This window comes from Deinococcus hopiensis KR-140, assembly GCF_900176165.1.
Classification (GTDB): domain Bacteria; phylum Deinococcota; class Deinococci; order Deinococcales; family Deinococcaceae; genus Deinococcus; species Deinococcus hopiensis.
On sequence record NZ_FWWU01000007.1, the window covers coordinates 353,675 to 378,031 of the forward strand.

Here is a 24,357-nt window from a genome sequence, read left to right on the forward strand (position 1 = left end):
GAGCCGTGAGGGGTGCCCTTTCACCCGCGGCTCCCCCCCTTCGGACAAACGCTCTAGAGCATTTGACATCAGAAGATGTCGGGGAAGGCGTGCGTGAACCAGCCAAAAACGTCTCGTAGCGAAACGGCGTTCAAAGCGTCCCAAATGCCCTGAAGCAGAGCAGTCCGGTCTCGCCACTCACGGGCACGGACGAGGGCTTTGACTTTAGAGAACATGCCCTGGGTCGGGTTGAAGTCGGGGCTGTAGGGAGGCAGAAACAGGACCATACAATTCCGGGCTTCGATGTGCGTCCGAATGGGTGCACGGTGATGTGCCGAGAGATTGCCCTGCACCACGACCTGTCCTGGGGTCAAAGCTGGGCACAGGATTTCTCGGACGTACCACTCGAAACTCACGCCGTTGACAGCACCGTCCAGGATCAGGGGCGCAAAGGGACCACTCGCCTGCAGCGCGCATACGAAGTTTGGTTCCGTCCCCAGTTGCGGGGGACGGAAGCGACCGCACGCTGTGTGTGGTGCGCGCGACCATAGCCTCGGGTCATGGCCGTGTGGAAGCCGCTCTCGTCAAGAAAGACCAGACGGGCAGGGGTCTGCAGGTACGGCTTCAGGTCGTTCAGGAACTGCTGACGCAGTTCCTCCTTCTGTGCGCACGCGACCCGCGTTTTTTTTGTAGGTGACGCCATGCCGACGGAAGACTCGGTCCACCGTTCGATAACTGATCTTCAGTCCTGTCACAGCTTCCAACTTGCGGGCATGTTCTTCGAGGGTGGCGTCCAAGTCCTCCTCCAGTTGCTGGAGGACTTGCTCATGCTCGCTGTGCACCCGTGGGCGACGCCCAGTCGGGCGCTTCACGTGCGTCAAGGTGCCTACCTCGTGTTTCTTCAGATACAACGCGATCGTTCGCACATCGACGTCGAACGTTTCAGCCACCCGCTGATGGTCCTTCTCCTTCAGCGCCGCTGCGACAATCCGTTCTCGAAGATCAACGCTGTATCTGCGTGCCCCGACCCGCTTCTTCATCCTCTTATGATGTCAAATGCTCTAAACGCGTGCGGTAGCGCCGCACGTACAGCACGCGGAGTCCTGGTGTTCTGAGTGAGAACACGGTCGTCCCCGAAGCGCTGGGTGAGATCACGCGTTCGCTGCGGGAGGTCGGTATCCTGCGCATCACTTTTGTGCTGGACCGGGGCTTCGGTGACCTGGAGGTATTGAAGCGGCTGAGGCAGCTGAGCACAGAGGGGCGTCCAGCTCAGAAAGCGACTTGAAACAGGGCCGTGTTGCCGTCAGGTCGACGTGTCCGGTCCCGGCGACTCCACGGGAGGTGCACTCATCGACCGTCTCCAGCGCCGCGACGACCGGTGGTAAGTAAGCACCGATGAAAAAGAGAGCCTGAAACGGCTCTCTTTTCCTTTGCGCTCTCCCTACGCCCGGAGAGTCACCGGCACCCCTTGGTATTCACCACTCGGCCGAAAGAGTGCCAGACCGTTCGCTCCCCGAAAACAGCAACTCCGCGTCCCTTTCGGTGTACCTGCCCCTCCTACCACTCGGCCACACTCCCGTCTGCATGTCGCCATACTGGGTTGCGCCAGCGGTGCCCAGTGCGCGCCTGCTCACGAACGAACGCCTCATTCACTTCAATGCCCAGCCCAGGGCTTGTGGGAATGGCCACGTATCCGTTGGAGTACCCGAAGACCGCTGGGTCCGTCAGGTAATCGAGCAGGTCGCTGCCCTGGTTGTAGTGGATCCCCAGACTTTGTTCCTGAATGGCCGCGTTGTGCGCCACAGCGTCCACCTGGAGGCATGCGGCCAGCGCGATCGGACCCAGGGGGCAGTGCGGCGCAATCGCAACGTCGTATGCCTCCGCCATCGCGGCGATCTTCCGGCATTCGGTAATGCCTCCGGCGTGCGACAAGTCAGGCTGCAGGATGTCTGCCAGCCCTTCGTGCAGCACCGCCTTGAATTCCCAGCGGGAGTACATTCGCTCACCCAGCGCGATCGGCGTGCTTGTCACCCGGCGCACCTCACGCAACGCCTCCAGATTCTCACTGAGCACCGGCTCCTCAATAAACAGTAACCGCAGCGCATCAAGTTCCCGGGCCAGCACCCGCGCCATAGGCAGGTGAACACGCCCGTGGAAGTCCACCGCAATCCCAAAGTCAGGCGTCGTGGCGTCCCGTACGGCCTGAACCCTCGCCAGGACCGCGTCAATCTTGGAGTGCACGTCCAGGTAGGTCATTTCCTCAGTGGCATTCATCTTGATTGCCGTAAAGCCCGCCTGCTGTGCCGCGCTTGCAGCGGCAGCCACTTCAGCGGGCCGGTCTCCTCCAATCCAGGAGTACACCCGCATGCGGTCACGGCACGGCCCGCCCAACAGGCTGTGCACCGGCGCGCCCAGCACCTTACCTTTGATGTCCCACAACGCCTGATCAATCCCCGCGATCGCGCTCATGAACACGGCGCCACCCCGGTAGAAGCCCCCCCGGTGCATCACCTGCCACAAGTCCTCAATGTGCCCCGGATTCTGCCCGACCAGCACGTCAGCGAGCTCATCCACCGCCGCCTGAACGGTATGGGCGCGCCCCTCGACAATCGGTTCGCCCCAACCGCAGATGCCTTCGTCGGTCTCCACCTTGAGAAACAACCACCGGGGCGGCACCAGAAAAGTCTCAAGCCGGGTGATTTTCATGCGGTGCTCCCCACAGCGGCGACCAGGTGTTGCGCGGCCGTCCTCAGCGCAGCCCAGTCGGGAGAGGCCCAGTTTGTCCGGGTGAGGGCACCGCCCACCCCGGCCCCGAGTGCCCCGGCGTTCAGGTACTCCCCGACGTTTTGAGCGCTGAGGCCTCCAACGGCGAGGAGTGGAGCGTCCGGGTAGGGTCCGCGCAGGTGCCGAAAGTAATCCGGCCCGAGCGGGCCCGCCGGAAACACCTTCACGGCCGCACTTCCCATGGCGAGAGCCTCAGCAATTTCAGTCGGGGTGAGCGCCCCCATCAGCAGGCCCAGGCCCTGTTCCTGGGAGGCCCGGGCCACTTCGGGAGCCACGTGCGGCGTCACAACGAAGGTTGCTCCGGCGGCCTGCGCGGCCCTCACGAGTTCGGGCGTCACCACCGTGCCGGCTCCCAAAAACAGGTCAGGGCCGAAGGCGGCACGGACAGCCTGCAGCGCACCCAAACCGTGCCCGTCACTGAGGGCCACTTCGAACAGTTGGATGCCTGCGCCCCGCAATTCCGCCACCAGGCGCGGTGCACGCGTGCTTGGCACGCCGCGCAGGATGGCGAGCAGTCGGTGCTTACGCAACAGCGGGAGCAACTCAGGCATGGGAACGCAGCCTCGCTCCGTCAATCAGGCCCTGCAGGTACGTGGCGCCCAGGGCACGGTCGTTCAGGCCGTACCCCGGCCGGCCGGTCTCCCCCCAGATCATCCTGCCGTGATCCGGACGGATGGGCACCTCGGGACGCAACTGCGCAAGCCGCGTGACCGTCTGCGCGAGGTCAATGTTGCCGTGGGCGCTGATGTGGGCCACCTCATCAAAATCACGCTGTCCATGCCGACGCACATTGCGGGCGTGCACGAAATGGATGCGGTGCGCAAAGCGCCGAGCGAGGGCGGGCAGGTCGTGGTCTGCACGTGCCCCCAGGGAGCCCGTGCAGAAGGTCAGGCCATTGTGTTCGTCGGGGGCAGCGTTCAGCAGGAAGTCCAGGTCCTCGGCGGTACTGACCACGCGCGGCAGTCCCAGCACAGGCCAGGGTGGATCGTCCGGATGAATGGCAAGCTTGACCCCCAAACGCGCGGCGTGCGGGACCACGGCGCGCAGGAAGAAGGCCAGGTTGGCGCGCAGTTGCTCCTCGCCCACGGCCGCATACGCCATGCGGAGCGCGCTCAGGGCCTGCGGAGTGTACGCTTCCGCCCAGCCTGGGAGCGGGAGGGGCTCCTCACCGGGGGTGCCGTCCACATGCGCTTGGCGGAACGTCAAGGTGGTGCTGCCGTCAGGCAAGCGTGTGGCGAGGTCGGTGCGGGTCCAATCGAACACCGGCATGAAGTTGTAGCAAACCACAGGTACACCCTCCGCGGCGACGGCCTCCAGGCTGGCCACGAAGGCGGAGATCCGTTCATCTCGGCGGGCATTGCCCAGCTTGATGTCCTCATGCACCGGGACGCTCTCGATCACGCGGAGTGTGAGGCCAACCGCTTCAACTTGCGCGCGCAGAGCCGCCACGCCCTCCCGGGTCCACGGTTCACCGGGAGGAACGTCGTGCAGGGCGCTCACAATACCCGTCAGGTTGGGCACCTGGCGGAGCTTCCAGAGGGGAACGGGATCGGCGGAGCCAAACCAGCGCATGGTCATCTGCATAGGAACCTTCCTTTACTCCGTACCCAGCACGTCGGCGCGCAACGTCAGCGGCGCGGTTCATCCGTTTCGCTGCCTGCCTGGACGGCCCGCAACTCCGCTTCGCTGGCGCGCAGCTGGTCACCAGGAAGGGTGGTTTTCAGGGCGGCGCACGCAGCGGCGAAGCGGAGTGCCTCGCGGGGAGACCCGCCGTCCAGGTAGGCGTGGAGGTACCCGCCTGCGAAAGCGTCCCCACGACCCACCCGGCCGGGCCCCGCGGTTGGAAACGCGTCCTGAGTGATTACCTCGCCGCCCGGCAGGTGCGTTTCGCTGCCCCGCGCGCCTCTGGTGACGATAATCTGGGCCTGGGGATTCAGGGCGCGCAGACCCTCAGCTCCTCCGAAGAGCTCGGCGTCACGTTCCGCAACGAAGGTGAGATCTGCACGCTGCGCCGCTGGGCCATAGGTGTCTGCCGCGGCATGGTCCGGGAGCAGCAAGCGGCGGTGATTCACGTCGAAAGACACCACGGCGCCGCGTTCACGTGCCGCTCCCACCAGAGCCAGCGCAAGCGCCCTCGGCCCCGGTCCCAGCGCGAGGCTGATGCCGCTGACGTGCAGCGCTGAGCGGCCCCCGAGCCAGGACCCGTTCAGGTCCGCGGCGGTCAGGGCCTGAAACGCTGTGCCCTCACGGTCGTATACGGCGCGGCTGGGGCGGGGTGGATGGTGATCTTCGAGGTAGAACGTGCCCAACCGGCCTGGGCGTTCCAGGCTGAGGTCCTGAACGTCAAGCGCGCGAACATGGGCGCGCACCCAGTCCCCCAGCGGACCCCCGGGGAGACCGCTCACCCACGCTGCCGGACGGCCCAGCGTCCGTAGCGCCGCCGCAACGTTGAGCTCAGACCCCGCGCATTCCGCGCGCAGGTTCCCGAGTTCTTCCAGGCGCTGCGCTGGCGGGAGGGCCAGTTTCATCAGCCCCTCCCCGAAGGTCAGGACGCCTCCAGGAGCCGCACCACTCATGGACGCGCCTCACTGGGGGTCAGCTGCCGCGCGGTGGCCAGCAGGGCCTTCAGGCGGCGAAGCTGCTGCTCAGCCGGCAGCTTGAACAGTGCGCCGCCCAGCCCGACTGCCAGAGCGCCAGCTTCGAGCCACGTCCTCACGCTTTCCTCGGTGGGCGTCACGCCGCCCGTCACCAGCAGCCGCGCACCGGGCAAAGGCCCGCGCAGCGCGCGGACAAAGGCTGGACCCAGAACCTCAGCGGGAAACAACTTCACGATCTCGGCCCCAGCGCCCTGCGCCTCAACCACCTCCCGCACCGTCCCCGCACCGGGGAGATACGGCGCGCCCACCTCGCGGCAGACCCTCGCCACCTCCGGGATCAGGCAAGGGCCCACGAGAAAGGCCGCTCCCTGCGCAAGGTACGCCCGGGCCGTGTCGGGGTCCAGAATGGTGCCCGCGCCAAGGAGCAGGTTGGGGAACTCACGCCGAAGTGTGCCGAAGTTCGTGGCGGCCTTCGGGGAGCGGGCAGTCAATTCCACGGCTCTTACGCCCAGGTCCTGCAGGGCCTCCAACCGGGTGCGGGACGCGCGTAGGTCCTCCGGCGTGAAGAGGGGCAGTACCCGGTCCCGCGTCAAAACGTCCAACAGGCCGCTCACCCGACCCGCTCCCGCAGCGTCCGCAATTCCCGCAGCTGATCGGTCAGGCAGTCCATGCGGACGTGCAGTGCCCGGTAAGCGTCATGGTGCGCAGGGTCAGGCTTCACGAGGCGCTGGGCGACCGGTTCGGTCGACACCTGATGGCCTTGATTCTGCAGGGCCATCAGCGCTGCGCCGCGAGCGCTCGCTCCTGCGCGGATGTCCTCCAACAGCAGTGGGCGTCCCAGCGCGTCCGCAAGGATCTGCTGCCACGCCCGTGAGGCCAGCAGCGCCTGACCGCTGGCGACAAACAACGCGTCACCGGAGACGGGGAGCCGCCACGCGACGTTCGCCAATCGGCAAGCGACGCCCTCCATTGCGGCCCGGGCGATTTCAACAGGCGTTGTGGCGTACCCCAGGCCGTGAATGGTGCCGCGCGCGTGCGGATCGTAATCGGGGCTGCGGGTGCCACCCAGCGCGGGCAGAAAGGTCAGGCCGTGCGCGTCCGGGGACAACGTCAGGAGCTCCTGATCCAATTCCCGACCCAGGCGTAAGGTGGTCTGCAGCCACGAGTAGAGGTTCCCCCCCTCGGTCAGCGCGCCGCCCAGCAGGTGCGTCTCCCGGTCAATGCGGTACGACCACAAGCCCGGCGGGATGGGAGGCGGGTCGCCCCTCACGGCGAAGCGCACCGCGCTGGTGCTGCCAACGGTCACCGCCGGGCGGCTGAGGGTGAGGGCGCCACTGCCGACGTTGGCGGTGGCGCCGTCCGCCACCGCCGGATGAAAGGGCGCAAGCGCCAGCTTGGGCCAGCGGTCAGCCCATCTGCGCTGGAGGAACAGGGGCGTGTCGTGGTCTCCGAGGACCGGCAACTGCGAAGCGTGCAGTCCCGCCGCTGCGAGCGCCCGCGCATTCCAACCCAGCGTTCGGCGGTCCAGCAGTCCCGTCCAGGAGGCGAGCGAGTAGCTCGTAACGCACTCACCCGTCCAGCGCTCCAGGAGAAAATCCGGCACCGAGCAGAACCGGGCGACGGACAATTCAGGGTGCGTCAAGCGCCACCAGCGTACCTGCGCTGGCCAGTACGCGCTGAAGGCAGGACAGCCCGTTTCATCGGGTGACGTCAGTCCCCTCAGGGCCTCCACCTCGCCAGCAGAGCGGGTGTCTGCATACGACAGGACCGGGCCAACCGCTTCGCCCCGTTTGTTCAGCGCGACGAGGGTGCTCGCGATGGACGTTAGCGCGACCGCCAGCACGGCGCGGTTCCCCAGGCGGCTGTGCAGCCGGTCGAGCACCCTTTCGGCCGCTGTCATGACGTCGTTCAGAGGCACCTCAGCGACGCCACCCGAGGCGTACCGCAGCGCGACGCTTTCCTGCACCTCCAGGCCCGCGAGGCTGCGCCCCCACGTGTCGAATGCCGCGCCCTTCACGCCGCTGCTGCCCAGGTCCAGGGCCAGGACGACGGGAGGCGGAGCGTGGACTGCCCTCATCCCTTGACGCCCCCGGCAGTCAGGCCCTTCACGATGTAACGCTGAACGGTCAGGGACAGCACGATGATCGGGAGGGTAATCAGCACGGCTGCCGCCGCGATCGCTCCGTAGTCCTGACTGCCGTAACTCAGAAAGTTGAACACCGCCACGGGCACGGTCTTGGTCGCCGGTCCGCCCAGAATCAGGCTGAACAGAAACTGGTTCCAGGAAAAGATCATTGCGAGAATTCCTGCAGTCACCATGCCTGGCGCGACGAGCGGCAGGATAATCCGCACGAAGGCCCCCGCCCGGCTTGAACCGTCCACCAGCGCCGCTTCCTCGAGGTCGGTGGGAATGTCCTCGAAAAAAGCGATGGTGATCCACACGATCAGCGGCAGGGTAATGATCAGGTGGCTGGTGATCAGGGCGGTAAACGAACCGATCAAGTTCAGCCGTGTAAAGGCCAGAAATAACGGCAGCAGGAACGTGATGTAGGGGATGATGCGGCTGATCAAAATCCACAAGCTCAGGCCCCGCTGCTTGAAGCGCGCAATGGCATACGCCGCCGGCAGGCCCAACACCATGCCGATGAACGTGGCCGCTACCGCGACGATGAGGCTATTTTTGGTGAACACCAGGAAGTCATTGCGCTCAATTACGTTGCGGTAGTTGTCCAGTACGGGCGTAAACAGCCAGACTGGTGTGGGCGCGGTGTTCTGCACCTGGGTCTTAAGGCTCATCAGGATCATCCAGACGAACGGAAACAGCATCGCCAGGATGATCAACCCCAGCAAGACGTTCAGCACCAGGTCCCTGAGGGAAGATTCGCGACCGCCACTCATCCTCGGCGCCTCAGCAGATTCACGCCGATGGCGACCACGGCAACCGTAACGAGGAGCAGGGTGAGCAGTGCCGCCGTGTACCCGACCCGCAGGAACTCGAAGCCGGTGTGATAGGCATACACGTTCAGGGTCTCGCTGGCACTGCCAGGCCCCCCCTGGGTCATCACTTCGATAATGTCGAAGGTCTTCAGGGCATCAATCAGCCTCAAGGTCAGCGCGGCGAACACCGCGGGCTGAAGCATGGGCCAAGTGATGAAGCGAAAGACTTGCCAGGGTGACGCGCCGTCGATTCGCGCGGCTTCGAACGGCTCCTCGGGCATGGTCTGGAGCCCCGCGAGCAAGATCAGCGACACCAGGGGCGTCCACTGCCAGATGTCGACCAGGGCCAATGCGGGAACCACCAGCCGCGCGTCCGCCAACCACAGGCTGCGGTTCAGCCCCAGCGATTGCAGGAAGTAATTCAAGACGCCCAGGTTGGGGTCCATCATCAACGCCCAGATCAGGGCCACGGCCACCGGCGTGGAGATCATGGGCAGCAGCACGACGGCCCGCACCAGCCCGGAAGCGCGCATTTTACGGCTGAGCAGCAGGGAGAGCCCCAGACCCAGCAGCATTTGCGCGGGTACGGCAATCAGCGTGAACAGGAACATCAACCGTACGGAATTCCAGAAACGCGGGTCCTGCAACGCCGCGGTGTAATTGCCCAGACCCACGAAGCTGCTTGGCAGCGCCGCGCTTACCGAGCGCTCCTGCGTGCTGAGCACCAGGTTGAACATCAGGGGCAAGATGGTCAGCGCAAAGAGGGCGAGGACGGCCGGAAGTGGAAAAACCCAGCGGATGTTGCGGTCCAGCCAGGTGGAAAACCTCCGACCGGGAAGGGGCTGGGACGTCGACTTTGAACTGGGAGCCAGGCTCATGGGTCACCTCGGCGAGGGGCACAGGCGGAGGGAACCGGCCCCACTGGGTGCAGAGGCCGGTCCGTCAGGAGAGTTCGCCTACTTTTCCTTGCTGATAATGGTGTTGGTGGCCTGCTGGGCCCGCTCCAGCAGCTCCCTCACATTGCCGCCCTGCAAGATGCCCACAATGGCCTGTCCGAGCGCGTCGCGCACCTCACCCACCTGGCTGACAGGAGGATTCCACAGGGGTGTGGCCCGGGTGAGTTGACCCAGGTGCGCCCTGGTCCACTCCGGGTTTTTGTCCTGGCTCTTGAAGGCAGATTCGTTCCAGACACTGCGGCGCACAGCGGGAACGTCCTTGAGTAGGACGCGCAGCTGGTTCTGGCGGTTGGTGGCCCACTGGGTAAAGAGCCAGGCGGCCTGCTTGTTCCGGCTGCCCTTGCTGATGGATAAGGCCCACGAGGTCACGGTCGGCTTGTTGCCCGGCATGGCCGCGAAGCCGACCTTTCCGGCGACTGAACTGCTCTTGGGGTCGTCCACAATGGAGCGGAACAGCGAGGCGTCCGTGAACATGGCGGCCTTGCCCTGCGCGAAGAGGTTCGTTACCTCAGGCCAGCTCATGGTCACGGCGGCTTGCGGACCGTAATTGCGCAGCAGGCCGGTGTAGAACGTCATCGCCTGTACGAATTTGGGGTCGCTGAAGTTGGCGTCACCGTCCTTCAACCACTGGCTCCCGTAGGCGTACATGTACGGCGCGAACTGGCTGGTGGCCGCCGCACCCTTACCGCGCAGCGCAATGCCGACCACGCCGTCCTTGCCGTGAAGTGTCTTTGCCGCTGTTTCCAGCTGCTTGAGGGTTTTGGGCACGGCGACGCCGTACTTCTGAAAGAGGTCCTTGCGGTAGAACAGCATGGTGGTCTCGGTCTGGATGGGTATGCCCGTCATCACGCCCGCATACCGGGTGGAATTCACGACCGAGGGAAAGAAGTCGCTGAAGCCCCAGTTGCCGGCGGTGACGGCCCTGTTGTTCACGTAGCTGTCCAGGTCCTCCACCCAGCCGCTCTTCGCGTACAGCTGCCCTTCCTGGCCGGGGGACATCATGAACGCATCGAGGTTCTGCCCGCCAGTGGAAAGCTCCACCAGGACTTTCTGGCGGAACTGCGCTTCCGGGTAGGTTTCCGTGACCAACCGGATCCCCGTGAGTTTCTCGAACTCCGGCAGGTACGGCTGGATGGCTGTCGTCCAGGGGTGCTGGTTAAGCAAGACGCGCAGCGTGGTGCCTTTGGCAGAGTCCCACTTGAAACTCTGGGCCTGCGCAGCGCCCAGCGAGAGAACGGCCGTCAGGGCGAACAAGGTAACTTTGCGCATACTGGACCTCCTGGTGGCCACGGGGGCCGGCGAAAACGTGAATCAGGTGGGGTCGGCGTTCAACTCACGGCGAGCGTCGCGTGCCCGAGCAATGCGTTCGGACATATAGGGTTCTTGCGAGGCGTGGAGGCTGGTAAACAGGGCGTCGAGCAGGCACAGCTGCGCAAACCGGACGTTCAGGCCCTCGGGGCGGTAACGGTCGCCTGGTGCGGAACTGGTCAAGGTGTGGTGTGCCGCGCGAGTGAGGGGAGAACGGCCAAGGCCAGTGATCGCCACCACGGACGCGCCAGCTCCCCGCGCCAGGCGGGCAGCCCGTACCACATCCTGGCTGGCGCCACTAAAGGACACCGCGATCAGTACATCGGTGGGTTCCAGAAGGGAGGATACCTGCAAGAAGGCACTGGGATCGGTATGTGCAGCGCAGGATAAGCCGAGGCGCAGACCCCGCTGCTGCCCATCGAGGGCGATGAGGCCACTCCAGCCCAGGCCGATCAACGCGATGTGCCGGGAGAGGGAGACGGCCTGCACCGCTGAACTGAAAGCCTCCAGGTCCAAATGGCCCAGCGTGTCACGCAGGGCCATGCCCGCGCCGTCGAACACCTTACTTAAGACCGTCACGGCCGCGTCTCCTGCGTCCACCCCAATGTTCGTCTGCCGGGTGACGGCCAGCGAACGGGAGAGCTGCAGTTTAAACTCCTGAAAGCCCCCAAAGCCCAGGCTCTGCACCACCCGCACCACAGTGGCGTCGCCCGTCCCGGTGCGCTCACTGAGTTCGGCTATGGTCAGCCCGAGAAAGCCCTCAGGGTCGTGGAGGATGTATTCAATGACTCGCCCACTGGCCACCCCGACCTCACCCCTCAGCAAATGCAGGCGGCGCAGGATCGGCGGCAGATGGGAAGTGTCACCGGACATACAGGATGTGCGTCCTTCCTCAGACCAGAGAACCGGTCCGCGTTATGGGTGGATTGAGAAACACCAGGAATATACGTCCGACACTTCGGGTTTGGAATATCAACGTGGAGTGCATTTCCACTCCGCTCAAGACGAATAGCGCCTCCCCGTCTCCCTCACTTCAGTTCAACCACTGCGAGCAAGCTGCTCCCCAAGGCCTGATCTATTGGCGGCTGGACTCCTACTGCCGTTCAAGACGGTTGGTGCGAATGATCCCTGCCAGACTGCTGTTGACAGCCTGAAGGGGAAAGAGGACCTGTTCCGCTTCCAGAACAGTTGCGCATATGGAGCAAAATTCCATAATTGGTCCTTTCTATACAGAATAACACTCTCTAAACACACTGGGGAGAACGGAAGATGCGTCTGCCTGTCTCGTCTCGGATGGTCGAAACGAGAGCAAGCCCCCTGGTGTCTCTTCAGGAACCCTGAAGAAACCCACCTGACCCAGCCAGACCGAGCAGCGCTTCTTTCCGTCCTGCCTCAAATCCAGCCAACTGCTCTGCGGCAAGGTGCAGGTGCAGCGCGAGGATGGAATTGGCCGCTTCCCGAGGACGAGGTGCTCGCACGACTGCTGGCTCAGCCTGGAGCGTGGAGGTCAACCGGTAGCTGCCAGATAAACAGACACGTACTCCGCACCGGCACAGGAACTCAGTGCCGGGCTTCTGCATCCGGCGCTGAGAGCGGCGGTACGCGAGCCAAAGGTCCGTGCACCCCTCAGGTACCTGACGCAACAGGCCCAGATCGTTTAGAAAGCCCTGCGCAGACCTTGAGAAGGTGGGCCAACAGGGCCTGTCCAGCGGCACGGAGGGCAAGGATACATGCATGTCCTGGATCATCACCCTTCTCGTTGGCGCCCTCTGCGGCTGGCTCGCTTCCCTCGTCATGAAGACCGACGGCCAGCAGGGCGCCGTCGCCAATATCCTCATCGGCGTCGTCGGCAGCCTCCTCGCGCAGTTCCTCTTCGGCAACCTCCTCCACCTTGGCGGCAATGCCGCGGGAGACGGCTTTAACCTCATGAGCATCGTTTGGGGCGTTGTCGGCAGCGTTGTCCTGATCGCCATCCTCAAGGGCCTGCGCGTCCTTCGGTAACCCTCCCTTCGCTCACCCATTCAGCAAACGTGCCACCTCTCCGAGGTGGCACGTTTTGGTGTAGGAGGGTGGCCTGCGCTGCAGCGTCCCCCTATTGGTACTCCGTCGACTCACGGAGGGGGTGCAAGCCAGCGAATGGATACCCTGCAGCGCATTCCTGCGAGCCACGGCTCAAACGTATCTCCAAGGTCTACTTTTAAAGGGGGTCTGAAATCCCTGCTGGCGGGGGGGGTGTATGACTAAGGGATGGGGGAATGATGGGGCGGAGGTGGTGAGCACATGACGCGGACGCTACCTCCCCTGACGACCTCACAGATAATGAGCGGAACGTCCTCCAGCCGCCGGCCCCTCCTGAATCTCTTGTTGGTCGTCTCCATAAGTGGTCTTTGTGGGGAGTTTTGGAGAAAAACTTCTCTGTCCCCGTATGACGGAGCTCTGCCGAAGACAGCAGCACACCTTGTCTACGAGGTAATGATTCGCTCCGACCAAAGGCCCAGCCTGATCTTCTTCAGACCCACTTTAGTCCTTGACGCACTCTAGCAGAAAGCCATGATGCGTAAAGAAGCAGAATCAGGCAGCTGACGGCGACAGCAGTAAGGTGCTCTTGACCACCGAGGAAGCAAACAGTGTCATACACAGAATGCCACAGCATCAAGGGCACCAGCGAGCCCACTTGGAAGCGTAAAAGGGCCGCAACCACACCAAACAGAAAGGCAAACCCAACCTGGAGGAGGGTTTGAGCAGCGATCTGACCGCCCAGCATATTTAGGCCGTGCGTTACGGAAAATAGCACTGTTGAAATCAATACGGCTGTCCAAAATCCTTTTGGCAGGAGCCATTTGATGAAAAGGCCCCGGTACAAGCCCTCCTCCACAAAGCCAATCGTACAGCAAAACCAACGAAGTATAAGAGTTCTCCCCCACTGTGGGGCCACGCAGGATGTGTCCCAAAGGCCTGAATCAACACGACAAGTCCGGGAATGAGGAAGAAGCGTGCGTCTCGCCAGGAGAGCTGGCCAAACGGCTTCGGTGACGCAACGCGCCACTGGCGCTTCCCAAAAAACAAGAAGCTCAGCCAGAGGGAAAGACCAGGAGAACGGGCTGAAGTTGGGGTAGCGCGTGGTGACTCCTATTTTCACTCAGAAGGGAAAGCAACGTTCCGGCGGCTCCCAAAGTGACCAGGAGTGTCAGGGTCGTGAGCGTAAGTGCCCAACCCGGGTATCGTTCCCCGAAACCCGTCTGGTTGATCGTCTTCATTAACATGCGAATTCCCCCCGTTTCGTCTCAGGTCAGCAAAGGCCTGCAGTCGCCTCGTGGCGTACGGCAGGTCTTCCGCGGGTCCCGATGAAATCATTTTTATTTGCCGTAGAACATGAGGTATTGGCGCAGCTGTGACCGCCAGTACGTCAGGTCATGCCCGCCTGTCTTTTGCATGAAGATGGTATTCCCACATTCCCGCTTTAACTTCTGGACAAAGTGCTCATTCACGCCCTGAAGAGCGTCGGACTTCCCCACATCCACGAACAGCGCATAAGTCTTCAGGGGTGTCCGCTGGAGCAGCGAGAACGGATCACGTGCGCCCCGAAGGGCTGGGGACGGATAGAGCCAGTCACGCTGCCCCGTGTACTGATCGTCATGCCCATCCCATAGAGCCGCGCTGTGTGCCCCGATCCGGCCAAACAGTGCCGGGTGCCGCAACCCCAGGAACAGGGCGGCGTAACCGCCCATCGAGATCCCACCTACGCTCCGCCCTGTACGGTTGGGCACTGTAGAGAAGTATGCGTCAATATAAGGGATGAGTTCCCGAATCAGGTAGTCTTCCCAGCGGCCGGGTGTGACGCCGCTGATGGCCCGGGCTGGGCTGCTATTCACCCCGAAGGAGAAGCGGTAGTCGGGGGAGACCACGATCAGGGGATGAATTCGCCTCTCCCGCAAAAGCTCATCGAGTAGAGATTGGGTAGGCAGTATGCCCAGCCAGAAGGTTTCATCCCCGCCATAGGGATGCATCAAGTACACCACTGGGTAGCGGTGCCCCGCGCTGTAACCGGGAGGCAGATAGACGCGGAGGGACAGGTCCTGCTTCAGCGCAGCGCTGTACAGCATCAAGTCCTGCACCTGGGAGGGAGAGGATGCGTGTGCGAATCCAAGAAGGAGGAGGGCCAAGGGCCAGCACCGATGCCGTTTCACTTTAGTGAAGGGCGTAGAGAATGCCATCGTCCGATCCGAAAAATACGGTGTCGCGGACAATGACAGGTGAAGACAGAATCGCAGCGCCCGCCTGGAAGTGCCAGCGCTCTTTCCCCGTCGCTACGTCTAAAGCGTAAAGGGTTCCAGGCTCTTTGGTGGCGTACGCGTTGAACGACGCGGTGTATACGGTGTTTGCCGCCAGCGCCGGAGAGGCGAATATGTTACCGGCAAGTGGCCGCTGCCACTTTACCTTTCCCGTTGCTGCGTCCATCGCAAACATCATTTTCTGGTCTGAGTTGCCGTAGTACAGCGTGTTATTCGCAAATGCAGCGGAAGGCACGACCCAGCTTCCCCCATTGCCATGACCCCAGCGAATCTTGCCACTCTTACTGTCCAACGCGTAGAAATTGCTGTCTCGGCTTCCGAAGTACACCATGTTCTTCCCCAGAACGGGAGAAGACGGAACACCCCCGCTGATGTCTGCCGACCACAGCAGCTTGCCAGTCTGAGCGTTCAACGCTACAAAATCGAATTTCCAGGCACCGACGTAGAGTACGTCGCCGCGCAAGGCTGGGCTGGAGCGAACCCCCTGAAAGAGTTCCTGCGACCACAACAGGCGCCCTGAATTCCGTGTGAACGCGAGAAGGCCACCGTCTTGCATGGGGGTGATCCCCGTAGAGGAGCCCACATACACGGCCTGGCTGTCCGCAACGGGAGAGGACAAGTAGTAGTCCCAGGCATCTTTGGCCTTGCTGTCACGGTCGTAGCGGGCTTTCCACTGGGTGGCACCGCTCTGCGCCTGCACGGCGTACAGAAAACCGTCACGGCTGGTGAAGTACACGGTGCCGTCCACCACCAGGGGTGATGAAGCGACGTCTCCCCCTGTTTGGACCTTCCAGACCAGCGCGCCATTATCCGAGCGGAGAGCGTACACAAAACCGTCGCCACTCCCGAAAATGACGAGGTTGCCGTAAGGGACGGGTGTCGAGCGAATTGGACCGGACGTCTTGAACTTCCACTTCACGCCGTGCAAGGCTGGTACACCTGGGCCATCAAATGTTCCGGAATGAAGGGCGTCACTGCGAAAACCGCTGGATGTCAGGGTCAAGGCAGGCCATCCTGTCAGGGCAAGGGCAAGGCCGACGGACTTGAAGAGCACCAGCTTGGGTAGAACAGACATGGAGGCTCCCGGTGGAATTCGACTGAATTTGGGAAGACCGGACAACGAACTGACCTGATCCTCCAGCCGCATTGCGGCGACTGAGACAGTGCTAGGTTGGCATTCCGATGACCCGCGAATCCCACGCGCTGAATGAAACCCACAATAAGGGGAGTGGTGGACAGCCTACGAGGGCCAATTCCGGTGAGTCGGAAGGAGCCAATTCGGCACAACAGGGAAGGGACGGCCTCCCATCGGCGCTTCTGGGCTTTGCTTTAGAAGGTGCGAATCAGCTCCCACTTCACCGTCGACTGTTCGGAGGCCTGCGTGAACGCATCTTGAGTGGGCAATTGAGTCTGGGTACGCGCCTCCCATCGACTCGGGTGCTAGCCCGCGAACTCGGGGTCTCGCGGAACACGGTCGCCCTGGCGTTTGATCAGTTGATCAGTGAGGGCTACCTGCGGTCAGTAGGGGGGGCGGGAACGTACGTGGCGGAGCTCGACGCGCCTCTGCATCCCCCCAATGCCTCTGCCTCACAGCGGCCTGCCCTACGGACAGAGGCCCTACGCGCCCAGGTCGGTTCCTTCTGGTTTCCGTACGTTCCGGCAGCTGCTGGAAACACGCCCGCTTTTCGACTCGCGGTGCCTGCCAGTGAGGCCTTTCCACTGGCGACCTGGAAACGGTGTCTGGCCAAACACACCGCTCGCCTGTCCACGGATTTGTTTCTTTCCCAGGAGGATGGTGGCCTTCTGGCCCTGCGTGAAGTCCTGGCCTCCTACCTCGCCGTGTACCGGGGAGTGCGCTGCACCCCGGAGCAAATCATCATTGCCGACTCCCACTTGTCGTTTCACCTGGCAGCCCGCGTCCTGTTGGATCCAGGGGATGAGGTCTGGTTCGAGGACCCAGGGTATTTCGCCGCCCGGGAGGCCCTGCTCGCGGCTGACGCACGGCCGATTCCCATCCCAGTGGATGCGGAAGGGATAGACGTGGCGGCTGGGCGCATTAGGGCACCCCATGCGCGCATGGCCTACGTCACGCCGTCGTATCAGTTTCCTTCCGGCGTCACGATGAGTGCGGCGCGGCGACAGGCGCTGCTGGGATGGGCACGGGAAGCGCAGGCATGGATCTTAGAAGATGATTTCGACTGTGAGTTCCGGTATGCCGGACCGCCAATTACAGCCCTGCAGGGATTGGACACGGACCACCGGGTGCTGTATAGCGGAAGCTTCAACAAGACGCTCTTTCCAGCGTTGCGCCTCGGGTACCTGGTGGTTCCACAGGAACGAATCAGCGATTTCTTGTGGATGCGCCGCATCGTCAGTGCGCCGGCATCCCTCCTTGAACAGGCTGCCCTGGCAGACTTTATTGGAGAGGGGCACTTCGCACGGCACATGAAACGGTGCCGCGCGCTGTATGCGAGGCGCCGCAGCGTTTTGGAAGACGCATTGACGCAGGAACTCGGGGATGTCCTGAGCCTGGAGCCTCCTCAAGCTGGAACATACTGGGTGCTGCGGTTGCCCGGGCATCTGAACGACCTGGAAATTGCGCAAGCGGCGCAAGCCGAGGGACTTGAGGTCTGGCCGCTCTCGACCTGGAGCTTGAGTGGGGCCGGCACTCCGGGGCTCCTCCTGGGCTACGCGGGGGTCAGCGAAGCGCAGTTGCGGCGAGGTGTTCAGCAACTCGCCCGGCTCCTTCGTGCGGCCCTGTCACAGCCTTAGGTCGATGAGCTGAAGAGCGGTCTGCCCCTCGCTTGGCAACGCGTACGTCACACCCACCTCGCTGTCCGCCTTCTCGCAACTCCAACTTAAGCCGCCGCCTGTCAAAGTGCCTCCTAAAAAGATCAGGGGAACGTTTGGCCAAGCGGCGGATCATCACCTCGTAGAGGAGGTAGTCCGCTGTTTCCAGCCGCGCTCATCGTCCCCTACCATGCTTCTGGACTTTCATGGCCACGTAAAGGTCTGGAGTGAACCCAATCGAGCGGACCGCAGGGCAAGTCACATCTGGGCGGTAGTGTAGCGGGCGGCGAACTCGGCGGGTGGAACGTACCCCAGGCTGGAGTGCAGTCGGCGACGGTTGTACAGGTCCGCAATAAAGAACTCGATGTGTCGTCGAGCGTCGTCCAGATCGACGTATTCTTGCAGATCGACCTCCTCAGTCTTCAGGGTCTTGTAGAAGCTCTCCATTTTGGCGTTGTCATAGGGATTGCCTGTCCTGGACATACTTGGCGTGATTCCTGCGGACCGCAAGCGGTCCACGTACACCCGACTGGCGTATTGCACGCCCTGGTCCGAATGGTGCAGCAGACCGGGGGCAGGACAACGCGCTGCAAGCGCGTTGTTGAGCGCTGCCAGCGGTAAATCTGCGTCCAGAAACTTTGACATGGACCAGCCCACCACCTCACGGGTAAAACCGTCCAGCACGCAGGCCAGGTACACAAAGCCTTGGCGGACTCGCACGTAGGTCAGATCGGCTTGCCAGACCTGATCTGGCCGTACTGGGACGACTTCGCGTAGCAGATTTGGGAAGCGCTTCTCGTTGTGGTTGGAATCGGTTGTCGCCCGATAGCGGCGCTTCGGGCGGCAGAGCAACCGGCGTTCCCGCATGACTCTCAACACGCGCTTGTGGTTCACTGGGCGGCCTCGTCGGGCCAACTCGCGGGTGACACGCCGATATCCGTATCCGTCGAACTCCACCACTACGGCCTCAATGTCCTGGGACAACGCCTGATCGGCGTCCATCTCCTCCCGGCCCTGCTGTTCGTAGAACCACGAGCGATTAACCCCGTGCAGCTCACACAGACGACGCACCGACACCTCTTTTGGGCGCGCTCCGCGCATCCTCGATCATTTGGTGCCTTGTTTCGAGCGGTACGTCGCCAACGACTTTTTTAGGATTGTGTTCTCCAACGACAACTGCCCGCAAAACCGTTCCAACTCGGCGATTCGCTGTTCCAACGACTGGTCGGGCTTGGCCTGGTCGGTGAAGGCCATTTCCCCACGCACCTCGACCTCCTTCCGCCAGCGGCGGATCAGACTGGGCGAGAGAGCGTGTTCTCGGCAGAGCTGAGCGGTCGTCTTTTGACCCCCGTCAACTTGATTCACGATGTCGAGCTTGAACTCACGGCTGTGGGTACGTCCGGGCATACGGGCTCCTTCGGTGCCGTCAGCCTACGGGCTGACGGGGACGAAGTGCTTGGTCTCTTGGTCCGCTCCTAAGGGTTCAGTCCAGTCCGCTCTACCACCCAGCGCCGTTTCAGTATCACGAATCCTCTGGGCATTTCAACGGCGTGTGGAGATGTTTTGGAGCTCTGAGAAAATCCGGGCTTGAGAGGGAAGGCGATGGCCGCCACAGGGCTTCTGCCCCACACCTGAGCGGGTTGACTGATCACCACCCGCGCTTTACACGCGAATGGGCGTTCTCACTGCCGATTGAGCGCCTCAATCAGCGTGTCTTTCTCTAAACCCTGATATGGATCAACGTCCAACACGATGAGCATGCTGCCGCGTATCAGGCTCGTGTACGGTTCACGCTTCGGGGCCTGGCGGCGGTCCCGGCCGTAGGTCACGTTCGTCAGGCGGATGCCTAGCAACGGCTCACACGTATACTCGGCGATCATCAGGAAATCCACCTTCACCCGGAACGTGCGGGTCACCCGTCCTCGCGGCGTGACTGCGTCGAAATTTCTGAGTTGGACGTTGCGCTTCACCTTATAGGGCTGTCCGGCCAGCATCTTTGCCAACGAGACTGCAAATTGGTCCTCAACTCGTTCAAGCGGGAACACTGCTTCATCTTTAGGCGTCGCGACCTCAGCCCCTTCTGCCCGCTGCAGGTCGGTGTTCCCCAATGGGTCGTGCATTTTATGAGCTTAATTCATCCCGAGTGGCTCTCGGTTGATTGGGGTTTACCCGCTGTAAAGAACCAGCACCAACACAAAACGCAATGGATACCGGGGTTGGACTCTAACCTGCGCGAGCAGAGTTGTCAGATCCCGGTAAGCGTTTCCTGCCAAAATATTTTTACGTTGAAACATTCTTCTGTCTGGTATCCACTTCGGTGGACCTTGACCAGGAAGCTCAGCGTTTTGCCCTCTTCGCTTGGAGTCGCCATGAAAAAGACCCTGACTGCCCTGACCCTCGCCCTCATCGCCAGTGTCGCCAGCGCCCAGAAAAAGACCATTACGGTCAGCGTGTTTCCGGACCTCGATACGGTGGTCAAGGCCGCCATCCCGGGCTTCCAGAAGACCCACCCTGACATCGACATCAAGGTCGTGTCGCTCGCCTACGCCGACCACCACAACGCCCTGACCACCGCCCTGTCCACCGGCAGCGGTGCGGGTGACGTCGTGGCCGTGGACTTCGGCTACGTCGCCCGTTTCGCCGAGGGTGGCGGCCTGGAAGACCTCAACAAGGCCCCCTACAACGCGGGCAGCCTCAAGGGCCGCTTCGTCAGCTACACCTTCCCCCAGGCCACCTTCGGCGGCCGCCTGGTGGCCATGCCCACCGACATCGGCCCGGGCACCATGGTCTACCGCACCGACCTGCTCGCCAAGGCCGGCGTCAAACCCGCTGACCTCAACCGCAGCTGGGACGCCTACATCGCAAACGGCAAGAAGGTCGTGGCCGCCAACCCCGGCACCTTCCTGATTCCCGACGCCTCCGAAGTCGCGCAGATCTACAGCCGCACCAACATCCCCGCAGGCCAGGGCCTGTACTTCGACGCCAAGAACAACGTGCTGGTGTCGCCGACCAACCCCCGCTTCATGAACGCCTGCACGCTGGCCAAGAGCGTGCGCGACAACAAGCTCGACGCCCGCGCAGGCGGCGCGTTCAGCCCCGAGTGGACCACGGCCTTCCAGAAGGGCAACCTGGCCACCGAGTTCTCGGGTGCGTGGCTCGTCGGGCACATGCAGAACTGGCTGGCCAAGGACTTCGCCGGCAAGTGGAACGCGCAGCAGCTGCCGGGCAACACCTTTGCGTCGTGGGGCGGCTCGTTCTACGCCATTCCCACCCAGAGCAAGAACAAGGGCGACGCCTGGGAATTCATCAAGTACCTGACCACCAACCGCGACCAGCAGGTCCTGGCGTTCAAGACCACCGGCGCGTTCCCCGCGCTGACGGCGGCGAACAACGCCCCCCTGTTCAACGAGGGCGTGCCCTACCTGGCAAACCAGAAGGCCCGGACGCTGTGGCGCACGGCGGCCACCCGCATCAAGCCCATCGACGTCAACCGCCTCGACCCCGTGGCCGACGAAATCTTCCTCGCCGAACTGGGCAACGTCCTGGACGGCTCCAAGACCTGCCAGCAGGCCCTGACCGACGCCAAGGGCCTCATCGAGCGCCGCGCTCGCCGCTAAGTTCAGCCACACCTGCAGGGGGAAAGCCAGTCAAGGCTTTCCCCCTGGTGTTTCTGTCCCCCACAACCCCCCGCTTCGACAAACTGCTCGTCCCTCAGCCTGACAACGGCGAGCAAACGTGGCCAACATTCATAAAGCCGGGGGTCTGGCCAGGAAGCAGGGGGATCATCACCATGAAGAGGCGCGCGTTGTGCGGCGGAGCTGCGCCGCAGACTGGGACAGCGCCGCCGGACAGGCACCTACTTGTCAAGCTGCGAAGCAGAGGCGACATAACGCGGATGACCCGGAAGCCGTCTCACCGGGAACAGTCCAGCCGGACGCGGAAGCTGGGGGCAGGGGTGGTATAGGCCACGCGGCCCTCCTTCAGGTAACCCGCCGTCATCTTGCGGGGGTTGAGCGAGACCACCAGCTTCGCGGGGGCGGGAACGCTGGAGGCGGAGGCGCGCGCGTCCTGCGTGTGGAACCGGAGCTGGTACGTGACGCCTCCCGCTTGGGCAACGCCCTTGTCAATGAGGGGCTCTTGCGCCGCCCGCTCCTGAAAAACGAAGGTGTTGCCGTCGGCGCCGACCAGCTCAATGGCTTCCAGGCCGGTGTCCTGCAGGCTGGTCCTGGTCGCGGTGCCGTTGCGCAGCTCGGCGGTGACGCCCCAGCCGGGGCCGTACCCGGCGTCCGCGCCGATCGGCTCAACCTTCCGGACTGTCAGCCGCCAGACCCCGTTGAAGAGGGTGTCGCCGACGCAGCCTTCCAGCGCTGTGCGTTGACTGGCTCCCCCAGGTGCGGTGGCCGGCGCCACGCCCGTGCCCAGCGTCAGGGTGTTGCCCTTCAGGCGGCTCGGAATGCCCAGCTGCTTCAGCGCCGAGAGCGGCACGTAGGTCTGGCCACCCACCACGAGGGCCTGGGCCGGCGTCACCTGCCCGTTGACCACCAGCGCGTACCTCTGCGCGGCGGCCACGGAAGAGAGGGCGAGGGAGAGAAAGGCCAGGACGTGCATTTTCAGGTATGACATGGTGACTCCCAGGTGGGGAGGCCGAATCGCGTCAACGGGATGTTCAGCTTTTGCAGGTTGACTTTCAGATCGGCGTACAGCTGGCGGTCGATGCCGTACTGTTTGGCCTGGCTGGGACAGGTGCGGGCGTGATTCGCCAGAACGGCCCCGCCGAAGACGTTTCCCATCAGCACGGTGATCCGGGCCCTTCCGGCGGTCCACGTCCACGTTGATGGCGTCTGCCCCAGGAGGACTGAGCGGCGCGCTGAACTCCGGGTGCGCTGCGACGCAGGTGCGGGCATCCGCGTCGTCCTGGGCGCTTTGCCGCACCTGCCGGGCCTTCTGGTCGGCAAGGGTCTGCGCCGTGACGACGGTGCCGCCGTTTCTGACCGCCTCCATAAACTGCACGGGCGTGACGGCCTCGGTGTCGGGGCAGCGCCGCGCCGAATTCAGGCTGGCGCCCGAAAAAACCGTCTGGGCCGGATCCTCGCCTGGAGGCGTGCCTCCAGAAGAACTGAACGAGCCGCAGGCGGACAGGCCGAGGGTGAGCAGGAGCAGCAGGGGATGACGTCTGGACATGGGCGCTCCTCTGTGGCCTATTCACGGCGGGGCGGCAGCAAGGCCGGGCCACGTCAGCGCTGCCCCGCAGCGCGTACAAAAGCGGGCGTAGGGCGAGGTGATGGGCGCTGTGCACTGCGGGCAGCTCTCCAGCAACCGTGTGCCGTCGTTAACGCAGTACCGCTCGCCGGAAATGGTGGGAACGGCCCGCAGGCAGCGTGGGCAAAGGCGGTAGGCCAGCGCAGAGCAGGGAGCAGACCCGTGATCGGCGGGCCCGTCGGCGTTATCGCTGCTGGTGTCCACGGTTGACCTCCGGTGAGGGGGGGCGGCGTCTTCTTCGGGAGCGCTCTCGCTGCTCCTCAGTGAATGCGCCGGATGGTCTGGCTCTTGCTGTCACAGACGAACAGCTGTTTGTTGAAATAGGCGAGGCCCACCGGTTTACCGAAGGTCGTGGCGTTCACGTTGCCATCAGTGGCTCCGGCCACACCGCACAGTCCTGCCGCCGTGCCCACGATGCCGTCCAGGGCAACGCTATAGATGCCGTGGTTGCCCACGTCGGCCACATAGACGGTGCCGTTTTCATCCACGGCAACTCCCGTCAGTCTTCCGAATCGGGCCTTCTGGGCCGGGCCATTCACGTTCTCCACCTCGCCCACCTTGCCTGCCAGGGTCAAGACCTCGCCCCTGGGCGTGACTTTGCGGACAGTGGCGGCATTCGGTCACGTACAGGTTCTCGGCGCGGTCCATCGCCAGGCCACGGGGAGAGGCAAAGCGGGCGGCGCCCAGTCTCCCGTCCATACTGCCCTGCTGCCCGGCCACGCCCGCGATGGTGGACACCGTATTTGCGAAGACGCGCCACAGGGTGAAGTTGGAAGTGTCCGCCACAAATCCCTCGCCCGTGCGGCGGTTGGCGACGATGCCGTCCGGGCGGTTGAATCCGGCGCTGGTGGCAGGACCGTCCGCCGCGCCACACTTGTACGCCTGTCCCACCACCGTGACGGCCTTGCGGCTCCCACTCACTGGGTAGGCGCTCGGCCTGCGGACCACGCCGGAAGCGTCTTCGGTCCAGTACGCGTAAGCCTCGTCGGCGTCGTAGCCCACTGCAATGCCCTGGGGCGAGAGCACCTTGGCCGTGCCCGGGCCGCCGTCCACACTGCCGCTCTCGCCCTTGCCGATGGCCGTGCCAACCGGATTGTCGGCGTGGCCCACCTGCGCGTAACGGATGTTCTCGGTCAGCCCGGCGATGTACAGCAGCACCTCACCGTTCTTGGCACCCACCGCCTGGGTTGCGGCCAGTCCCAGGGGATAATTGAAGGTGGCCTGACTGCCCTTGCCGTCCGCGCTGCCCCGTACCCCCGCCTGTCCGGCAAGGGTATCCACCGTGGTAAACGTCAGGGCGGTGGGCGGTTTGGGGTCAGTCCCGGGGCCTGGTGCGGAGCCGCTGGAGCAGGCGGCCGAGACCAGCAGGGTCAGGCTAAGGACGTTGAGCAGCAGTTTCATGGGGCCTCCTCGGAAGGATGAGGTGCGGCCGTGAACGCCGGCGGCTGAGCTTTT

Annotated in this window: 25 protein-coding genes; 3 read left to right on the forward strand and 22 right to left on the reverse strand. The window is 63.4% G+C overall.

Annotated elements, in window-relative coordinates:
* Positions 1–68: 68 nt before the first annotated feature.
* From B9A95_RS36195 to B9A95_RS10310, 12 genes are all read right to left on the reverse strand, one after another.
* The gene (locus B9A95_RS36195) at positions 69–479 is read right to left on the reverse strand and encodes a transposase (protein WP_281255845.1); all 411 of its coding nucleotides are present in this window, start codon (positions 477–479) and stop codon (positions 69–71) included.
* Positions 480–563: 84 nt separating this feature from the next.
* Positions 564–1,019 (reverse strand): IS630 transposase-related protein, encoded by a 456-nt coding sequence (locus tag B9A95_RS36200; protein ID WP_281255842.1) that lies wholly within the window; start codon positions 1,017–1,019, stop codon positions 564–566.
* A 517-nt stretch (positions 1,020–1,536) separates the two neighbouring features.
* The gene (gene dgoD / locus B9A95_RS10265; protein ID WP_084047041.1) at positions 1,537–2,685 is read right to left on the reverse strand and encodes a galactonate dehydratase; all 1,149 of its coding nucleotides are present in this window, start codon (positions 2,683–2,685) and stop codon (positions 1,537–1,539) included.
* Positions 2,682–3,314, reverse strand: a complete 633-nt coding sequence (locus B9A95_RS10270; RefSeq protein WP_084047044.1) for a bifunctional 4-hydroxy-2-oxoglutarate aldolase/2-dehydro-3-deoxy-phosphogluconate aldolase — start codon at positions 3,312–3,314, stop codon at positions 2,682–2,684. Before B9A95_RS10270 ends, dgoD begins: the two co-directional genes overlap by 4 nt.
* The gene (locus B9A95_RS10275) at positions 3,307–4,347 is read right to left on the reverse strand and encodes a mannonate dehydratase (RefSeq protein WP_084047046.1); all 1,041 of its coding nucleotides are present in this window, start codon (positions 4,345–4,347) and stop codon (positions 3,307–3,309) included. Before B9A95_RS10275 ends, B9A95_RS10270 begins: the two co-directional genes overlap by 8 nt.
* Before the next feature lie 44 nt (positions 4,348–4,391).
* Positions 4,392–5,339: a sugar kinase gene (locus tag B9A95_RS10280; RefSeq protein ID WP_084047049.1), complete on the reverse strand. Its 948-nt coding sequence runs from the start codon at positions 5,337–5,339 to the stop codon at positions 4,392–4,394.
* Positions 5,336–5,974, reverse strand: a complete 639-nt coding sequence (locus B9A95_RS10285) for a bifunctional 4-hydroxy-2-oxoglutarate aldolase/2-dehydro-3-deoxy-phosphogluconate aldolase (RefSeq protein ID WP_084047052.1) — start codon at positions 5,972–5,974, stop codon at positions 5,336–5,338. Before B9A95_RS10285 ends, B9A95_RS10280 begins: the two co-directional genes overlap by 4 nt.
* Positions 5,971–7,437: a gluconokinase gene (locus B9A95_RS10290; RefSeq protein WP_084047055.1), complete on the reverse strand. Its 1,467-nt coding sequence runs from the start codon at positions 7,435–7,437 to the stop codon at positions 5,971–5,973. The genes B9A95_RS10285 and B9A95_RS10290 overlap by 4 nt, the downstream gene beginning before the upstream one ends.
* On the reverse strand, positions 7,434–8,258 hold the full coding sequence (locus B9A95_RS10295; protein WP_084047058.1) for a carbohydrate ABC transporter permease: 825 nt from the start codon (positions 8,256–8,258) through the stop codon (positions 7,434–7,436). The genes B9A95_RS10290 and B9A95_RS10295 overlap by 4 nt, the downstream gene beginning before the upstream one ends.
* Positions 8,255–9,175, reverse strand: a complete 921-nt coding sequence (locus B9A95_RS10300; RefSeq protein ID WP_084047060.1) for a carbohydrate ABC transporter permease — start codon at positions 9,173–9,175, stop codon at positions 8,255–8,257. Before B9A95_RS10300 ends, B9A95_RS10295 begins: the two co-directional genes overlap by 4 nt.
* A gap of 78 nt (positions 9,176–9,253) precedes the next feature.
* Entirely contained in the window at positions 9,254–10,522 is a 1,269-nt protein-coding gene (locus B9A95_RS10305) for an ABC transporter substrate-binding protein (RefSeq protein ID WP_084047063.1), read from the reverse strand.
* 42 nt (positions 10,523–10,564) lie between these two features.
* On the reverse strand, positions 10,565–11,434 hold the full coding sequence (locus tag B9A95_RS10310; RefSeq protein ID WP_084047065.1) for a MurR/RpiR family transcriptional regulator: 870 nt from the start codon (positions 11,432–11,434) through the stop codon (positions 10,565–10,567).
* Positions 11,435–12,295: 861 nt separating this feature from the next.
* Between B9A95_RS10310 and B9A95_RS10315 the strand changes: the two genes are divergently transcribed.
* Positions 12,296–12,562: a GlsB/YeaQ/YmgE family stress response membrane protein gene (locus B9A95_RS10315; RefSeq protein WP_084047164.1), complete on the forward strand. Its 267-nt coding sequence runs from the start codon at positions 12,296–12,298 to the stop codon at positions 12,560–12,562.
* A gap of 508 nt (positions 12,563–13,070) precedes the next feature.
* Here B9A95_RS10315 and B9A95_RS33540 read toward each other — a convergent pair.
* The 3 genes from B9A95_RS33540 to B9A95_RS10330 all read right to left on the reverse strand — a co-directional run bounded on the left by B9A95_RS33540 (position 13,071) and on the right by B9A95_RS10330 (position 16,000).
* On the reverse strand, positions 13,071–13,700 hold the full coding sequence (locus B9A95_RS33540) for a CPBP family glutamic-type intramembrane protease (RefSeq protein ID WP_084047067.1): 630 nt from the start codon (positions 13,698–13,700) through the stop codon (positions 13,071–13,073).
* Between the two features lie 217 nt (positions 13,701–13,917).
* Positions 13,918–14,664 carry an alpha/beta hydrolase gene (locus B9A95_RS10325; RefSeq protein ID WP_170928563.1) on the reverse strand — a complete coding sequence of 249 codons (747 nt, stop codon included), beginning with the start codon at positions 14,662–14,664 and terminating at the stop codon, positions 13,918–13,920.
* A gap of 85 nt (positions 14,665–14,749) precedes the next feature.
* Complete coding sequence (locus B9A95_RS10330; protein ID WP_084047071.1) at positions 14,750–16,000, reverse strand: outer membrane protein assembly factor BamB family protein; 1,251 nt, start codon at positions 15,998–16,000, stop codon at positions 14,750–14,752.
* Between the two features lie 35 nt (positions 16,001–16,035).
* Here B9A95_RS10330 and pdxR point away from each other — a divergent pair, with 35 nt between their 5' ends.
* A complete protein-coding gene (gene pdxR, locus B9A95_RS10335; protein ID WP_084047073.1) occupies positions 16,036–17,625 on the forward strand; it encodes a MocR-like pyridoxine biosynthesis transcription factor PdxR in 1,590 nt (529 codons plus the stop codon).
* A gap of 276 nt (positions 17,626–17,901) precedes the next feature.
* Here the strand turns inward: pdxR and B9A95_RS10340 are convergent, their stop codons facing one another.
* The 3 genes from B9A95_RS10340 to B9A95_RS10350 form a co-directional block, all read right to left on the reverse strand.
* Positions 17,902–18,744 carry an IS3 family transposase gene (locus B9A95_RS10340; protein ID WP_084044985.1) on the reverse strand — a complete coding sequence of 281 codons (843 nt, stop codon included), beginning with the start codon at positions 18,742–18,744 and terminating at the stop codon, positions 17,902–17,904.
* A 6-nt stretch (positions 18,745–18,750) separates the two neighbouring features.
* Complete coding sequence (locus B9A95_RS10345) at positions 18,751–19,050, reverse strand: transposase (protein WP_084047075.1); 300 nt, start codon at positions 19,048–19,050, stop codon at positions 18,751–18,753.
* A 275-nt stretch (positions 19,051–19,325) separates the two neighbouring features.
* Complete coding sequence (locus B9A95_RS10350; RefSeq protein WP_084047077.1) at positions 19,326–19,763, reverse strand: hypothetical protein; 438 nt, start codon at positions 19,761–19,763, stop codon at positions 19,326–19,328.
* A 249-nt stretch (positions 19,764–20,012) separates the two neighbouring features.
* On the opposite strand from B9A95_RS10350, the gene B9A95_RS10355 reads away from it, so the two are divergent.
* Entirely contained in the window at positions 20,013–21,260 is a 1,248-nt protein-coding gene (locus B9A95_RS10355) for an ABC transporter substrate-binding protein (RefSeq protein WP_084045693.1), read from the forward strand.
* A 295-nt stretch (positions 21,261–21,555) separates the two neighbouring features.
* On the opposite strand, the gene B9A95_RS35325 is transcribed toward B9A95_RS10355, so the two are convergent.
* From B9A95_RS35325 to B9A95_RS10375, 4 genes are read right to left on the reverse strand one after another with little or no spacing between them, the layout of a single operon-like run.
* Positions 21,556–22,824, reverse strand: coding sequence for a hypothetical protein (locus B9A95_RS35325; RefSeq protein WP_245808245.1), 1,269 nt, complete (start codon positions 22,822–22,824; stop codon positions 21,556–21,558).
* Between the two features lie 21 nt (positions 22,825–22,845).
* The gene (locus B9A95_RS10365) at positions 22,846–23,106 is read right to left on the reverse strand and encodes a zinc ribbon domain-containing protein (protein ID WP_170928565.1); all 261 of its coding nucleotides are present in this window, start codon (positions 23,104–23,106) and stop codon (positions 22,846–22,848) included.
* 56 nt (positions 23,107–23,162) lie between these two features.
* A complete protein-coding gene (locus B9A95_RS10370; RefSeq protein ID WP_170928566.1) occupies positions 23,163–23,390 on the reverse strand; it encodes an NHL repeat-containing protein in 228 nt (75 codons plus the stop codon).
* Positions 23,383–24,303, reverse strand: coding sequence for an NHL repeat-containing protein (locus tag B9A95_RS10375; RefSeq protein WP_084047082.1), 921 nt, complete (start codon positions 24,301–24,303; stop codon positions 23,383–23,385). Before B9A95_RS10375 ends, B9A95_RS10370 begins: the two co-directional genes overlap by 8 nt.
* Positions 24,304–24,357 lie beyond the last annotated feature (54 nt).